Annotated in this window: 16 protein-coding genes; 13 read left to right on the top strand and 3 right to left on the bottom strand. The window is 56.5% G+C overall.

The genetic code is table 11. From position 1 onward, the window contains the following. Positions 1 to 6 precede the first annotated feature (6 nt). From ACR0EN_RS17080 to ACR0EN_RS17050, 7 genes are all read left to right on the top strand, one after another. A complete protein-coding gene (locus tag ACR0EN_RS17080) occupies positions 7 to 1185 on the top strand; it encodes a UxaA family hydrolase (RefSeq protein WP_170392544.1) in 1179 nt (392 codons plus the stop codon). 208 nt (positions 1186 to 1393) lie between these two features. After that, the gene (locus tag ACR0EN_RS17075; RefSeq protein WP_170402133.1) at positions 1394 to 1810 is read left to right on the top strand and encodes a universal stress protein; all 417 of its coding nucleotides are present in this window, start codon (positions 1394 to 1396) and stop codon (positions 1808 to 1810) included. Positions 1811 to 1965: 155 nt separating this feature from the next. Next, positions 1966 to 2853 (top strand): helix-turn-helix domain-containing protein, encoded by an 888-nt coding sequence (locus ACR0EN_RS17070; RefSeq protein WP_170392546.1) that lies wholly within the window; start codon positions 1966 to 1968, stop codon positions 2851 to 2853. Between the two features lie 113 nt (positions 2854 to 2966). Further along, complete coding sequence (locus ACR0EN_RS17065) at positions 2967 to 3920, top strand: alpha/beta hydrolase (protein WP_480587936.1); 954 nt, start codon at positions 2967 to 2969, stop codon at positions 3918 to 3920. A 58-nt stretch (positions 3921 to 3978) separates the two neighbouring features. After that, positions 3979 to 4473 (top strand): nuclear transport factor 2 family protein, encoded by a 495-nt coding sequence (locus tag ACR0EN_RS17060; protein ID WP_480459575.1) that lies wholly within the window; start codon positions 3979 to 3981, stop codon positions 4471 to 4473. Positions 4474 to 4526: 53 nt separating this feature from the next. Then, positions 4527 to 5033: a nuclear transport factor 2 family protein gene (locus tag ACR0EN_RS17055; protein WP_170609669.1), complete on the top strand. Its 507-nt coding sequence runs from the start codon at positions 4527 to 4529 to the stop codon at positions 5031 to 5033. 111 nt (positions 5034 to 5144) lie between these two features. Beyond that, positions 5145 to 5837, top strand: coding sequence for an SDR family NAD(P)-dependent oxidoreductase (locus ACR0EN_RS17050; protein ID WP_170646668.1), 693 nt, complete (start codon positions 5145 to 5147; stop codon positions 5835 to 5837). 3 nt (positions 5838 to 5840) lie between these two features. Here the strand turns inward: ACR0EN_RS17050 and ACR0EN_RS17045 are convergent, their stop codons facing one another. Further along, positions 5841 to 6677: a LysR family transcriptional regulator gene (locus ACR0EN_RS17045; protein WP_480587934.1), complete on the bottom strand. Its 837-nt coding sequence runs from the start codon at positions 6675 to 6677 to the stop codon at positions 5841 to 5843. A gap of 91 nt (positions 6678 to 6768) precedes the next feature. Between ACR0EN_RS17045 and ACR0EN_RS17040 the strand changes: the two genes are divergently transcribed. Together ACR0EN_RS17040 and ACR0EN_RS17035 are read left to right on the top strand one after the other, a co-directional pair. Beyond that, the gene (locus tag ACR0EN_RS17040; protein WP_480587932.1) at positions 6769 to 7764 is read left to right on the top strand and encodes a quinone oxidoreductase family protein; all 996 of its coding nucleotides are present in this window, start codon (positions 6769 to 6771) and stop codon (positions 7762 to 7764) included. A 37-nt stretch (positions 7765 to 7801) separates the two neighbouring features. After that, a complete protein-coding gene (locus ACR0EN_RS17035) occupies positions 7802 to 8542 on the top strand; it encodes an SDR family oxidoreductase (RefSeq protein WP_480587930.1) in 741 nt (246 codons plus the stop codon). A 28-nt stretch (positions 8543 to 8570) separates the two neighbouring features. Here ACR0EN_RS17035 and ACR0EN_RS17030 read toward each other — a convergent pair whose 3' ends face one another. Further along, entirely contained in the window at positions 8571 to 9458 is an 888-nt protein-coding gene (locus ACR0EN_RS17030; protein WP_170392553.1) for a MurR/RpiR family transcriptional regulator, read from the bottom strand. Positions 9459 to 9590: 132 nt separating this feature from the next. On the opposite strand from ACR0EN_RS17030, the gene ACR0EN_RS17025 reads away from it, so the two are divergent. The 4 genes from ACR0EN_RS17025 (at position 9591) to ACR0EN_RS17010 (ending at position 13609) form a co-directional block, all read left to right on the top strand. After that, positions 9591 to 10673 carry an alcohol dehydrogenase family protein gene (locus ACR0EN_RS17025; protein WP_255611785.1) on the top strand — a complete coding sequence of 361 codons (1083 nt, stop codon included), beginning with the start codon at positions 9591 to 9593 and terminating at the stop codon, positions 10671 to 10673. Between the two features lie 17 nt (positions 10674 to 10690). Beyond that, positions 10691 to 11248, top strand: a complete 558-nt coding sequence (locus ACR0EN_RS17020) for a dimethylsulfonioproprionate lyase family protein (protein WP_480563556.1) — start codon at positions 10691 to 10693, stop codon at positions 11246 to 11248. Positions 11249 to 11273: 25 nt separating this feature from the next. Then, on the top strand, positions 11274 to 12380 hold the full coding sequence (locus ACR0EN_RS17015) for a mandelate racemase/muconate lactonizing enzyme family protein (protein WP_480587928.1): 1107 nt from the start codon (positions 11274 to 11276) through the stop codon (positions 12378 to 12380). A 107-nt stretch (positions 12381 to 12487) separates the two neighbouring features. Beyond that, positions 12488 to 13609 carry an aminotransferase gene (locus tag ACR0EN_RS17010; RefSeq protein WP_480587926.1) on the top strand — a complete coding sequence of 374 codons (1122 nt, stop codon included), beginning with the start codon at positions 12488 to 12490 and terminating at the stop codon, positions 13607 to 13609. On the opposite strand, the gene ACR0EN_RS17005 is transcribed toward ACR0EN_RS17010, so the two are convergent. Next, a complete protein-coding gene (locus tag ACR0EN_RS17005; RefSeq protein WP_170636789.1) occupies positions 13606 to 14688 on the bottom strand; it encodes a sn-glycerol-3-phosphate ABC transporter ATP-binding protein UgpC in 1083 nt (360 codons plus the stop codon). The genes ACR0EN_RS17010 and ACR0EN_RS17005 overlap by 4 nt on opposite strands. Between the last annotated feature and the right edge of the window lie 2 nt (positions 14689 to 14690).

Raw genomic sequence — 14690 nt, 5'->3', positions numbered from 1 at the left:
AATACCATGAGCAAATATTCAAACATGACTGTCATGGGCTACCGGCGCGAAAACGGCCGGGTTGGTGTGCGCAACCACGTGCTGATCCTGCCCGTCGATGACATTTCCAACGCCGCCTGCGAGGCAGTCGCCAACAACGTCAAGGGCACGCTGGCAATCCCACACGCTTATGGCCGCCTTCAGTTCGGTGAGGACCTCGAGCTGCATTTCCGCACTATGATCGGCACAGGGGCCAACCCGAATGTCCACTCGGTGGTGGTGATCGGCATCGAGCCGGGTTGGACCAAACGCATTGCCGACGGCATCCGCGAGACCGGCAAGGACGTGGCAGAGTTCTCAATCGAACAGAACGGTGACTTCGAGACCATCCGGCGCGCTTCATGGGCGGCCAAAGATTTTGTCCACAAGGCCACCGAGGTCCAGCGCGAGGAATGCTCGATCAACGAGCTTTGGATTTCGACCAAATGCGGTGAAAGCGACACGACAACGGGTCTGGGGTCCTGCCCAACCGTTGGCAACATGTATGACAAGTTGCTGCCCGAAGGGATCACCGGGTTCTTTGGTGAAACCTCGGAAATCACCGGGGCGGAACATATCTGCCAGAAACGCGCCATCAATGAAGAGGTGGGCGAACGCTGGTACAAGATGTGGAAAGCCTATCAGGACGATGTAATCTTTGCCCATCAGACCGATGACCTCAGCGACAGTCAGCCAACCAAGGGCAACATCGAAGGTGGCCTGACCACCATTGAGGAAAAGGCGCTTGGCAACCTCGAAAAGATCGGCCGGACTTCGCAATATATCGACATTCTGGAACCTGCCGAGCAACCTAACTCGGGCAAAGGCCTTTACTTCATGGACAGTTCATCAGCTGCGGCGGAATGTGTGACGCTGATGGCGGCGGGCGGTGCTGTGATCCATACCTTCCCGACAGGTCAGGGCAACGTGGTGGGCAACCCGATCGTTCCGGTCATCAAGATCACCGCGAACCCGCGTACAGTGCGCACCATGGGCGAGCATGTGGATGTTGATGTTTCAGGCATCTTGCGGCGCGAACAAACCATCGATCAGGCTGGTGATGCTCTGATCGATATGATCCGCAGGACAGCAAACGGCCGTAACACCGCGGCAGAGGCGCTGGGACATCGGGAATTCTCGATGACAAAACTGTATCGCAGCGCATAGTAACCTCAAGGCGGCCATTGCATATGCGGTGGCCGTCTTTCTCTTGAACCGAGGTCCAGAATGGGCGCGGCTCGAGGTGTTTGGCCACTAAGGCAGGGCGGGGTCCTGGGCAACAGATCAGAACCGTTAATTCTGAAAGTACTTATCAAGTTATGATGCACCAAGCCCTGCTCGTTGACATCGCCGAAACTCACTGGGAGTGCTTTACATGTATAAATCCATATTGATCCCCGTTGCCATTGATCATGAAGAGTTGGTTGCCGAGAAAATCACCACTGCCCGCAAGCTTTTGGCAGCTGACGGAAAGATCACACTACTTACAGTTCTGGAACAAATCCCGGGTTTTACGGCGGAATTCGTGACAGTGAAATCCGAGAACCATCTGACCAACAAAATCATGGGAACCCTAAAGTCGATCGCCGGAGAAGCGACCGATATAAACTGCCAGGTAGAAACGGGAAAGCCAGGGCTGCGTATTACCGAGTTCGCGCGAGAAATCGGCGCTGATTTGATTGTTGTCGGAGCGCATCACCCATCGGCAATGGACTATTTTCTAGGATCAACGGCAGCGCGTGTTTCTCGTCGGGCATCGTGTTCCGTCTTGATTCAGCGACCGCAATCTTGAAAATTCTCTAAGCGTCGACCCGAACGCTACGGCTGCGTTGCGAGAAGCAGGTGGCCACGGAACCACTCCATGGGTTCGCACCCCTGTTGGATGTTTTCAACCGTGTGCGATCGACGCCAGCGAGAATTGCCCAGGTACACTATGGGAGCCGACGATTGCCTTCGAGATATGCGGACATTTACCCCTCGGAACCTTTACTAAACAGCGATGCGATCGAGCGGCCTTCGGCTGCAGGGTTGATGTCCGTTCGGTATTTCCGGGCTGAGCCGGATCAGATGCCCGAGGATGTTTTCAAAGAGCATCACGTGCTTCTCAATCTCCAGACCATTCCGCACAGAGTTCGGAACTGGAGGGATGGTGAGTTGCGGGATTTCATGTTTCACAAGGATGAAATCATCGTCACTCCGGCTGGTATGCGATCGGGTTGGCAATGGTACGCGACGTCTGATGTCATCGTTATCACGCTGGACCCGGCTAAGGTTGAACGCTTTGCTCAGTCCGAGCTGGGCATGCTGCTTGACCCGCAGCAATTTCGGGATTTGCCGCAGTTCTCGGACCCTGATCTGTGCACGGCTGGCGTTATACTGCGTGACGCATTGGAATCGACCGACATGTCTTCGGTCGTGATGTTCGAAGCCATGAGCCGCGTATTCCTAGTGAAACTGCTCCAGAAATATGGAAAACGCCGGATCGAAGATGTTCAGCTGTCATCCCGCTTCACATCCCGGCATTACCAGCGCGTTTTGGCCTTTGTACAGAACCGGCTGGATCAGACCATAACCGTTGAGCAGCTCGCGACCGAGGCGGGAATGAGCCCTTCGCACTTCGCACGCATGTTCAAAGAGACGTTGGGCACGACCCCGATGCAATATGTCATGGCCTACCGAATTGAACAGGCGATGAAGATGATGCAAGACCAGCAGCGTCCTCTGGGTGATATCGCTTTGGAATGTGGCTTTTCCGATCAGGCTCATTTCACGCGCAGCTTTAAACAGGTGGTGGGACAAACCCCCAAGGCTTATCGCGCGGCCAACATGGCTTGATGCAGGATCATTCAAAAACACAGCAGTCCGGTGCAATCAAGTGAACCTCCGGCAACGTATCTCTTTCGTCATCGGGCTTGCGCCCATCCAGACAGACTTTGGGAGATATCGCGATGAAAACCCTCGCTCTGAATACCGCTGCGGCTTTAATGGCCTCGACAGCTGCCGTCGCACAGGTCGAAACCCGCATTGTCACCTTTGAGAATGAAGGTGCCACCCTATCCGGCACACTGTACCTACCCGAAGAACGCGGCGATGCACCTTTGCCAACGGTCGTGGTCACAGGGGCCTGGACCTCGGTACAAGAACAGATGCCGGCGAACTATGCCCGGGAAATGGCCGAACGCGGATTTGCCGCCTTCACCTTCGATTTCCGGGGCTGGGGTAAATCCGGCGATCTGCCGAACCAAGCGCGCTTTGTCGAAAGCCCCGAAGCCAAGACCTCGGACATCAAGGCAGCGATCGAATTCATAGCGACCCTGCCAGAAGTGGACGCCGAGCACATCAATGGGCTGGGTATCTGCGCCTCAGCGGGTTATATGGTCGATGCCGTCTCGGGCAACCCGCTGGTTCAGCGACTTGGTTTGGTTGCTCCCTGGCTGCAGAACGCCGAAATTGTTGAGGCCGTCTACGGCGGCGCAGAAGGTGTTGCCGGCTTGCTTCAAGTCTCTCGGGCTGCCGAAGCCGCCGGGGGCCAGATCATTCCTGCCGCGGGTCCAGAAGGTGCCGAAGGCGTGCTGATGCCGATCGGTGGCTACTACTATGAAGCGGACCGTGGGGCGATCCCGGAATATGATGACAAATGGAACAATGCAGGCTGGGAAGGCTGGCTGACCTACCATCCCGCCGACAACCCACAGCGTCTGGATAAACCGCTGACCATTGTTCACTCTGAAAGCGCAGCGATCCCGCAGGGCGTGCAGACCTTCCTTGCCGGATTTGCCGGTGAAGCGGCTGCGCAGTGGCTCGAGGATGTCACGCAGTTCGATTTCTACGACAACCCCGAGGACGTGACACGGGCGGCCGACGCCGTTGCCGACCACTTCCGCGCCGGATTGGATAATTGATCCTGCTGATCAGGCGTCGGGCCTCGCTATCCGACACCTCATTCCCTTGGAGACCCCTATGACCCGAAAACTTCAACTAGCACTCGCGGTCGCGACCATTATGGGAGGCAACGCAATGGCCGATACCCCCGAAGACAATATGAAAGTGGTTCAGAACTTTTTTGCGGCTTACGGCTCGAACGACCTTGATGGAATCGCCGCAGTCATGGACGAGGACGTACAATGGCACATTCCCGGCCGCCATCCGCTGAGCGGCACCAAAAACGGTCGGGATGAAGTTTTGGCCTTCTTCGCCCAGTTGGGCGCAGCTGGGTTTCAGGCTGACCCGATCTACTTTGGCGCGGATGAAACCCATGTTGTAGATATTCACCGAGGCTGGTCCAACGCCGAAGGTAAGCCGAATGTCGATACCATCTGGGCTCTGGTCTACCGGATCGAGAACGGCAAGATCGTCGAGGCCACCAATCTCAGTGCCGATCAGGATGCGGCAAATGCGTTTTTTTGGTCGCAATACACCTTAGCGCCCGTGCCTGAACGCCTGGCTAATGAATGAAGCAGGCGCAGCAACGTACGTTGCTTTGTCCAACTCTGACAAAGGACCCGGATATGAAACGATCCCTCATCGCCATGCTCACCGCCATAACAATGATTGGAGGCCCTGCATTGGCCGATCAAACCGACATCACCCGCACCCTAACGGATATCGCTGCAGGCGCAGACCGGCATGATTGGACCCGTGTAAGGGATGCCTTCGCCGATCACGTCAACATTGACTACACCAGCCTTTGGGGTGGAGACCCGGCAACCCAACCCGCTGACGAACTTGTTGCGGGCTGGGCCGCCTTCCTGCCCGGGTTCGACAGCACGCATCACATGGTGACCAACCACGCAATCACCTCAGTTTCAGAAATCGCCGCGACAGCGCAGGCTGATTTCACCGCTACCCACCGGCTTGACGATGGCCTATGGGTATTGGGCGGCCGTTATGACTATGTGCTGGAAAAAACAGGTGACCGCTGGGTTGTAACAGCGATGACAATGACCGCTCTTTGGGAAACCGGCGACCGTGGTCTCGTCGCCCTCGCCGGTGAACGCGGGGCCGGGGCCAACTGACATCAGTTAACGCCGCATCGTTGCGCGCCGGTTGCCTTGCCAGAGCGATGTTGGCAATCTCACTATTAGGTTTTGCTTTCGGTTAACTGACGAAAATTCAAAGGAAACCTCATGACCGAACAACGTATCGCACTTGTGACCGGAGCCAATCGAGGCATCGGCAAAGAAGTCGCCCTACAACTGGCCCGCGATCATGGATTATTTGTTTTGGTAGCATCGCGCGACCCGCAAAAGGGACAAGCCACGGCCGAAGAGATTGGGCATGGAGCTAAGGCCTTGCAACTGGACGTGTCCGATCAGAGCTCGGTCAACGCTGCCTTTGATAAGATCAACTCCGAATACGGATATCTCGACATACTGGTAAACAATGCAGGCGTTGACTACGACACGGATCAGCACACGCTCAGCGCTGACCTGGTGCGCGTGCGCCGTGCTTTCGAGACCAACTTCTTCGGAGCCTGGGCAACAACCATTTCGGCCGTTCCTTTACTTCAAAATGGTCATGATGCCCGGATTGTAAACGTGTCTTCCGGCTCAGGAGCGCTGACAGGCATGTCATCCAGCACACCTGGATATGGCATCTCGAAAACAGCGCTCAATGCGCTGACCATCAAGACTGCGGCTGATTTGAAACCCGAAGGCATCCTTGTCAACGCAGTGTGCCCCGGCTGGGTCGCCACTGACATGGGCGGGGGTGGTCGCCCGGTGTCCGAAGGGGCCAAGGGCGTCGTGTGGGCTGCAACACTGCCCGTGAACGGTCCAACAGGTGGTTTCTTTCGGGATGGGGTGCAAATTGATTGGTAGGTTTTATCCCGGCGCCATGAAATCGATCAGTTTCCTGACGCGCTCGGGCAACAGGCGACGGCTGGGATAAACCGCATACATGTCTCGAGTCAGCGGGACAGTATTCTCAACTTCCAGTCGTCGCAGATCGCCCTCCACCATATCCTTCGGCAACATCGCTATCCCCAGATTACGACGAGCGGCCTGTGCGATGACATCAAGGTCGCCAATATTGTGGGCTATTTGGGCTGGATTCACCGTCTCTCCCGTTTCCAGTACCCAGGGTTGACCCGCTATCAGCGCAGGAAGAGTCTGGAACTTCGGTCGCGTCAAAGGTCCCGAAAATCCGTGCTCTCGAATGAAGCCCTGCCCTGCGCAAAAACAATATGGAACTGACCATAACCGCTTGGCAACAAGACCGGAGTCCGCAAGCGGACCAACCCGAAAGGCGAGGTCGATGTTGTCCGCGAAAAAATCCAGCATGATGTTAGTCGTCGTCAGTTCAAGCTGGACCTGAGGATTTTGTTCGGCGAAATCCACCAGCTTTGGCCCAATCGTTGTACGGGCTGCCAAAGGTGGGGCCGTAATGCGAATCGTGTGGTGCCGCGTGTCATCGGTAAAACCCGCAATACGCTGAAGCGTTTCAATCGGATCCTGACAACGATCCAGAAGACGGCGCCCCTCTTCGGTCAGGCGCACCTGCCTTGTCGTGCGCTCGAATAGCTTAGCGCCCAGATGATCCTCTAACTTGGCAATCCTGCGGCTAATCCTGCTAAGCGGAATACCCAGCCGATCTGCAGCTTTGGAAAAGCTGAGGTGGTGGGCGACAACAGTAAACAGGCCAAGGTCGTTGTAGATCATAATTCTATTTATGAGATAATACCTTCTAAATTCAACTATTATCACGAAATGGCGTCATCGCTATCTTCTGCGAAACAAAAGGAGATGCATTATGCCATACGCGATAGAAATCACCCAAACTGGCGGGCCCGAAGTTCTGCGAAGCGTTGACCAAGCTGTCGCACAGCCCGGTGCCAGAGAAATCCTGATCCGTAATCATGCCGGGGCGGTGAATTTTATCGATACGATTATTCGTCGTGGCGAAATGCCCGAGGGCATGATGCCAGACCTGCCCCATGTACCCGGCGTTGAAGGTGCCGGAATCGTCGAAGCGACGGGCAAAGATGCCGTTGGTTTCGCCGTGGGTGATCGCGTCGCATGGATGGGGCCGATTGGTGCGGGCGGCTATGGTACGCATTCCGTAATAAGTGCACCTTATGTAACTAAAATTGCCGATACCATCGCCTTTGAAACCGCCGCAGCAATCCCTGTCAACGCAATGACGGCCTATCACATGCTGGTCAATCTGGGCGGTGCGGCGGCCGGAAGATCCGCACTGGTGCATGCGGCTGCAGGCGGAGTGGGCACGATGGCCCTCCACATCGCCAAGCATCTGGGCATGACTGTGATCGCGTCGGTCAGCACTGAAAAGGTCGGATACGCCCAGGCGCAAGGAGCAGATTTTGTCATCGACTATCGTACTCAGGACGTGGCCACGCTGGTGTCAGAGATCACAAGTGGGCGCGGTGTTGATCTGACGTTGAATCCGGTTTCCGGTGACTCCTTGAAATCAGACCTTGATGCGCTGGCTCCCCTTGGAACGGCTGTGCTCTTCGGATTCCTTGCCGGGCCGCCAGCTGGCGATTTTGCCGAGGATCTGGCGAAACACTTCCAGAAATCTGTCTCAGTGCGGGTCAGCGATATTTACACGTATTTTTCCAACCGACCAACTGCATTCGGCGCGGACATGACCAAGGTATTCAAGCTGTTGGAAACTGGCATTCTGCGTCCTCAGATCACCACATACCCAATCGCCAAGGCCACGGAAGCGCATCGCCGCCTAGAGGCGGGCGAAACCACCGGCAAGTTGGTGCTCAGCATCGATTGACTCATTTAACAGACACGACAAGCAAGGAACCAAAGCAATGAACTCGGTTTTCGAAACGGCCCTCATCGGCAAACACGTTGTTGTCATTGGCGGCAGCAGCGGCATGGGTAAGGCCACCGCAAAGCTGGCGGTGGCGCTTGGTGCGAAAGTTACCATCGCCAGCCGGAGTCTCGCCAAGCTGGAGGCAGCAGCGGCAGACATCGGAGGCGGAGTTCAGATCGCACCGGTCGATACCACCAACGAGACTGGCACGAAGTCCTGGGCCAGCGGCCTTGAGAAAGTAGATCATCTGGTCATCTCTGCCTCAAGCGCAGCGCGTGGGGCCTTCGCCGAATTGCCAACCACTGACCTGCGCGCGATGTTCGAGGCTAAATTTATCGGGCCCTATGTGGCGGCGCGTGAAGTCTTGCCTGTCTTGACTGAAGGCGGCTCCATCACCTTCTTTTCTGGCGTCCTCAGCCGCCGACCCTCTGCCGGTGCAACGGGTCTTGGGGCCGTGAACGCGGCGGTCGAAGCCCTGTCCAAGGGGTTGGCATTGGAGCTATCAAACCGTGCGCGTGTGAACTGCATCAGCCCTGGAATGGTTGCAACCGAGGCTTACGCGGCAATGTCGAATGAGGCTCGCGAGGCCATGTTCGCTCAGGTTGGTAACAGCCTGCCCGTCGGACGCATTGGTGAGGCAGAGGACATCGCCCAAGCTGTGATAATGGCAATGACAAATGGCTATCTCACAGGCGCTGTGCTGGATGTGGATGGAGGTCACCTGGTGCGTGGCTGAATGGCCAATGCGGATTGGCCTGATCCAATCAGGGCTCTTCCGCGTGATATAGGCCTAGCTGATGGCGACGCTTGTGAAAGGTCGCCACTCTTTCGACAATCTCGTCGCTGGCCACTGCAATGACGAAGGACAAAAGCGTTTCGAGCAATGCGATAGTACTTACTGATGACGGGAAGAATTGCGGCGTATCCGCCGAGATGACGAACCCGTGTTGTGCATTGCGCAGAACAGGGCTGGCTGGGCTGTCAGAAAGACCGACCACCGTCATGCCCTGCTCTCGGGCAACTTGCACCGCCTCGACCACTTCATTCCGATAAGGTTTGCAGGTCATCGCAATTAGTACATCGCGTTTGTCCGCCCATGCCAGATCGTCAATCGGATTTGATCCGGCGCGCGGGATAGCATGAAACTGCACCATGCCCGTCGAGGCCAGATAAACAAAGTTTCGCGCATTCGAATTGTTCACGCCAACGCCCAGCACGAACACGTTACGCGAATTCCAGATATCTTCAGCGGCGGCTTTCAGCTGTTCGGACGAGATATTGGCAAACGTCTCCTCGACATTGCGCAGGGCGTCCTGAACCATATCCGCATAAAGCCCGCCCATATTGCCGGACTTACGAATATCCTGCAGCCAACGCGCGCGTTCCGGGAAATCGGCCTGCCCGCGCCTGATCGCCTCGCGGAAGGGAACCCGGAAATCTTCGTAGCCTTCGAACCCCACCTGCCGCGCCATTCGGACAATGGTATTGGGTTTCACATTGGCGGCTTCAGCAATTTCGCGTACAGTCGATACGCCCACGTCGCGCGGGTTCTCAAGCACATAGGTCGCAGCCTTGCGTGCCTCGGGTGTCAACTGAGACAGTTCTTCCGCCAGCCGTTCCAAAACTAAATTTGATACATCTGTCCCATTCATGATTGACGATGGTATTTTTGTTTGCATACGGTGTCGAGACCAAATCGACTCAGGGGGGGGCGGACCGATGTCTTTCAGTTCACTCCCGCGCTTGATTGAGGTCACCGTAAATGCATCGACGGAGTTTGCCGCATGGCCCAATCCGAGACAATGAAGGCGATGGTCACCATGGGGCACGGTGATCTGGATCAGATGGTCTGGCACGAAAACTGGCCGTGTCCTACTCCCAAACCGGGCGAAGTTCTGATCAAGGTCGGTGCCTGTGGCCTGAACAATACCGACGTAAACACTAGGTCCGGCTGGTATTCTAAAACCGTCAGCGACGCGACCACCGGTGGCGCGTTTGAAGAGGTCGGCACTGATGACCCAACCTGGGGCGGAGCGCCACTGGCCTTTCCGCGCATTCAAGGGGCGGATGTCTGTGGGCAGATCGTTGGAGTTGGAGACGGCGTGGATCCAAACCGCTTGGGCGAGCGTGTGATAACCGATTGCTGGTTGCGCGATCCGACCGATCCGGTGAACAAGGACAAAACCGGCTACTTCGGATCAGAGCGAGATGGCGGCTTTGCCGAATACACAACGATCCCGGCTGTCAATGCGATAGCCATCCAATCAACACTTTCGGATGCTGAGCTGGCAACCTTCTCCTGTTCCTACTCAACCGCCGAAGGCATGCTGACCCGCGCCAAGGTCACCGCGGCTGACACTGTTCTTGTTCCGGGCGCATCTGGCGGCGTCGGTGGCGCTCTGGTTCAACTGGCCAAGCGCCGAAATGCGCGGGTCATCGCGATGGCGTCGGAGGCTAAGCACGACGACGTGGCCCTGTTGGGTCCAGATGTCATCCTGTCCCGCGCCCCCGATGATTTGCGCAAATCGTTGGGAGACGAAAAGATCACGGTCGTTGCCGACGTGGTGGGCGGGTCATACTGGCCGCAGCTTATCAGCATTCTTGAACGCGGCGGACGCTATACCTGCTCGGGCGCCATCGCGGGACCTATGGTCGAGTTCGATTTGCGGACGTTCTACTTGCGCGATCTGACCTTTACAGGCTCGACTGTCATCGACCCCGAAGTAATGCAAAATCTTGTACGATATATCGAAGCGGGCGAAGTAAAACCGGCCCTGGCCGCAACCTACCCTCTGAGCCAATTGCATGAGGCACAAACCGCCTTCATCGCGAAGAAACACACCGGAAACATCGTGGTGATCCCATGACGTTGGATGATGTTTTAATGGCCGCCAGGCGATTGCATCAGAACCACCCGGATTTGGCGGGTTTTGGGGGTTGGCCAACAGATTTATCCAGAACGGACTTACAGCCCGCACAGATTCCGGCAACCCGGCTTGTCAGCAAATTTGGTCTGAACGGTACGCCCGAAACACAGGCATTGGTTACGGCTATTGCAGCAACTGCTGAGCAAGCGCACTGGAAACTGACCTATTCCGAATCCGAAGTCGGTGCGGATTTCTTGTCTCGATACGGGTATTACGAACTGTTCGGACCCAGCGGGCATTTCCATTCGACCCAACTACGCGGTTATGTCGCCTATTGGGGCGCAGGTCTGCAGTATGACTGGCACAGCCATCAGGCTGAAGAGCTATACCTGACGCTCGCTGGAAAAGCCTGTTTTAAGGTTGAAGGGAATGCACAGCTTGTCGGGCCGGGCCAGACCCGCCAGCATGAAAGTTGGCAAAGCCACGCCATGACGACAAGCGATCATTCAATCCTGACCTTTGTCTTATGGCGGGGCGATGGAATGGATGAACTGCCTCGGATGGATGCCGCATGACATACTGCGTCGAGGTGAAACCAAAATGAAAATTACCGGGATTTCTGTCTTTCAAATCGACCTGCCATTGGAGCATCCATACTGGCTGTCAGGCGGGCGATTGAAGTTTGAGAAGCTGGATGCGACGCTGGTCAAGATTGAAACCAACAAAGGGCTTGTTGGTTGGGGCGAAGGCACGCCCTGGGGGCATACCTATGTACCCGCCCACGGCCCCGGCATACGGGCCGGGATCGAGACGATGGCACCGTTTGTTCTTGGCCTCGACCCGCGGCGAGTTCTGGATGTTGAACGCGCGATGGATCAGGCCCTACCCGGACATTTCTACGCCAAAAGCCCGATTGACATGGCGTGCTGGGACATAGCCGGTCAGGTTGCTGGGCTTCCGATTGCTGATCTGATGGGGGGAGGGTCGCGTACGCCGCGCCCTATCGCATCCTCCGTAGGAGCCAAGACAATTGAAGAAACCCGCGCAGTCATCGAACGATACCGGCAGCGCGGCTATGTCGCCCATTCCGTGAAGATCGGCGGTGATGTGGCCCGTGACATTGCCCGAATCCGCGACGTTGAAAGCCTGCGCAATCCCGAAGACATCATCCTCTATGACGTCAATCGCGGCTGGTCGCGGCAGCAAGCATTACGCGTGATGAGTGCGGTCGAAGACCTCAATGTCATGATCGAACAGCCTTGCGAAACACTGGATGACATTGCAGCGATCTCAGGCAAACATGCTTCGCCTGTTTCGGTTGATGAAAGCCTTGTTACCCTTCAGGACGCGACGCGCATAGCCCGCGATGGCATTGCCGAAATATTCGGCATCAAGCTCAACCGGGTCGGCGGGCTGACCAAAGCGGCCCGAATGCGCGATGTCGCGCTGGCGCATGGGATTGACATGTTTGTAATGGCAACCGGTGGTTCTGTGCTGGCGGATACCGAAGCGCTGCATCTGGCGGCGACAATTCCGGATGCGAATTGCCATGCTGTCTGGGCCTGTCAGGACATGATCACCGTCGATATCGCCGGTGGGCGTGGGCCGAGAAACGTGGATGGCCACCTGCATCTACCCGAAACACCGGGCCTTGGCGTTCACCCAGATGAAGATGCGTTGGGTGATCCTGTGGCGATCTACCGGTAACGATACACGCCTCTTGTGCAAGTTCGATAACGGTCATCTGCCGAGGTTGACCTTGCCGCTTCGCCATGGGAACGATGCGCGATGGCTTAGTCGAACAGGATAGCGCGATGAAGATCGAACCCTTTGGCGTCGAAATCTGGATGGATGAATGGGAAACCCGCTGCGCCTATAACCTTGCAGAGACTTGCGTCGAGAGCCTGAGTATCGCCGAGCTTTTGAAGCTTTCCGGCAAAAACTCGGATGATCTGTCTGAATTGCTGGGGATGAAAATGACCTATGGCGCGATTCGGGGCTCGGACCGGCTGCGCGATGCGATTTGTAGCCTATATGACCAGCAAAAGCGTGAGAATGTCATCGTCACCCATGGCACCATCGGTGCCAACATGCTGGTCCACAAAACGCTGGTCGAGCGCGGCGACAAGGTGGTGGCCGTCGTGCCCACCTATCAGCAACACTATTCCATCCCGGCCAGCATCGGCGCGGAGGTGACGCAGATCCATCTACGGGCCGAGAACGCTTATTTGCCCGATCTTGAGGAGCTGCGCGCCGCCGCAACTCCGGGCACCAAACTGATTGCCATCAACAACCCCAACAACCCAACCGGTGCGGTGATGGATCGCGCGTTCCTGCTTGAGATCGTCGAAATCGCACGCTCCGCTGGAGCATGGTTGCTGTGTGATGAAGTCTATCGCGGTACAGGGCAAGAAGGTTCGGGCATGACGGATGCGGTTGCAGATCTTTATGAGAAAGGCATTTCAACCGCGGGCATGTCCAAGGCGTTTTCGCTGGCAGGGCTGCGACTGGGTTGGATTGCGGCCAACCCAGAACTGATCGAAGCGGTTTCGATCCATCGGGACTATGACACGATCTCGGTCGGCATGATCGACGACCATTTCGCCGCGCTTGCGCTGGAAAACAACGACAAGGTTCTGGCGCGCAGCCACGCCATAACGCGCGGCAACCTCGCCATGCTGGAAGAATGGGTCGAAAGCGAGCCCAAAATCAGTTGGGTCAAACCCAAGGCCGGAACAACCGCGCTGTTGCACTACAACTTCGACATGCCCTCGCGCGAGTTCTGCGTGAAACTGCTGCAGGAAACCGGCGTGATGTTCACGCCGGGCTCTGCCTTGGGTCTCGAAGGCTGTGTTCGGATCGGTTACGCCAATACTCCGTCGATCATTCGCGAAGGGCTGGAAAAAGTTTCCACCTTCCTTGCGAAGCTCGACTAGCGCCTCATCGACTGACCGTTGTGGAACAGATGCACCTTTTCGGGTGCCGCCGTGACCGAGACGGTTTTTCCTCGCAGATTGCGCTGAACACCAGGTAGTTTTGCAATCACGGCTTCCCGTCCATCCGGGACTGCAAAGTAAAGCAGCGTGACCTCACCCAAAGCTTCGGTGAAATCCACCAAGCCGGAATAAATTGGTGTTCCATCAGTGATATTTAAGTCCTCAGGCCGGACACCGATATTGACCTTTTTGCCTTCGTCAGCGGCATCCGTCGGGATCGATGAGATTGCCACGCCGCCATCATCCAGCGTGACGGTTGTTGTCTCTCCTGTCGCGGTAATAGTCCCAGGCAGCAGGTTCATTGCTGGTGAGCCGATGAACTGCGCGACAAACTCGTTATCTGGCGTCTCATAGAGTTCCAGCGGCGTGCCGACCTGCGCAATTCCCTTATTGGCCAAAACCACAATACGGCTGGCGAGTGTCATCGCCTCGACCTGATCGTGGGTGACGTAAATCATCGTGCTGTCGGGCATCGCCTCTTTCAGGCGTGCGATCTCGATCCGCGTCGCCACGCGCAGGGCAGCGTCGAGGTTCGAAAGCGGCTCGTCGAACAAATATACTTTGGGGTCGCGCACGATGGCACGACCGATGGCAACGCGCTGGCGTTGTCCACCAGACAATGCCTTGGGCAGGCGATCCAGCAGGGGTTCAAGCTGTAGAATCTGGGCCGCGCGCTCCACTGCGGCATCAACCTCAGCGCTCGGCATCTTCGCGATCTTGAGCGCGAAGGCCATGTTTTCGCGCACCGTCATATGCGGGTAAAGCGCATAGGACTGGAACACCATCGCGATGCCGCGTTGCGCAGGTGGCACATCGTTCACCACCTGCCCTTCGATCTCAAGCGTACCGCCAGTGATCTTTTCAAGGCCCGCGATCATCCTCAGCAAAGTGGATTTTCCGCAACCTGATGGGCCGACAAAGACAATCAGTTCGCCTTGCTCGATCTCGAGATCGATATGTTTCAGAACATCGACAGGACCATAGGATTTGGCCACATCCGTAAGCTTGAGTTCCGACATGG

The organism is Ruegeria sp. AB7, assembly GCF_056542625.1.
This window is presented reverse-complemented; position numbering and strand designations above follow the sequence as displayed.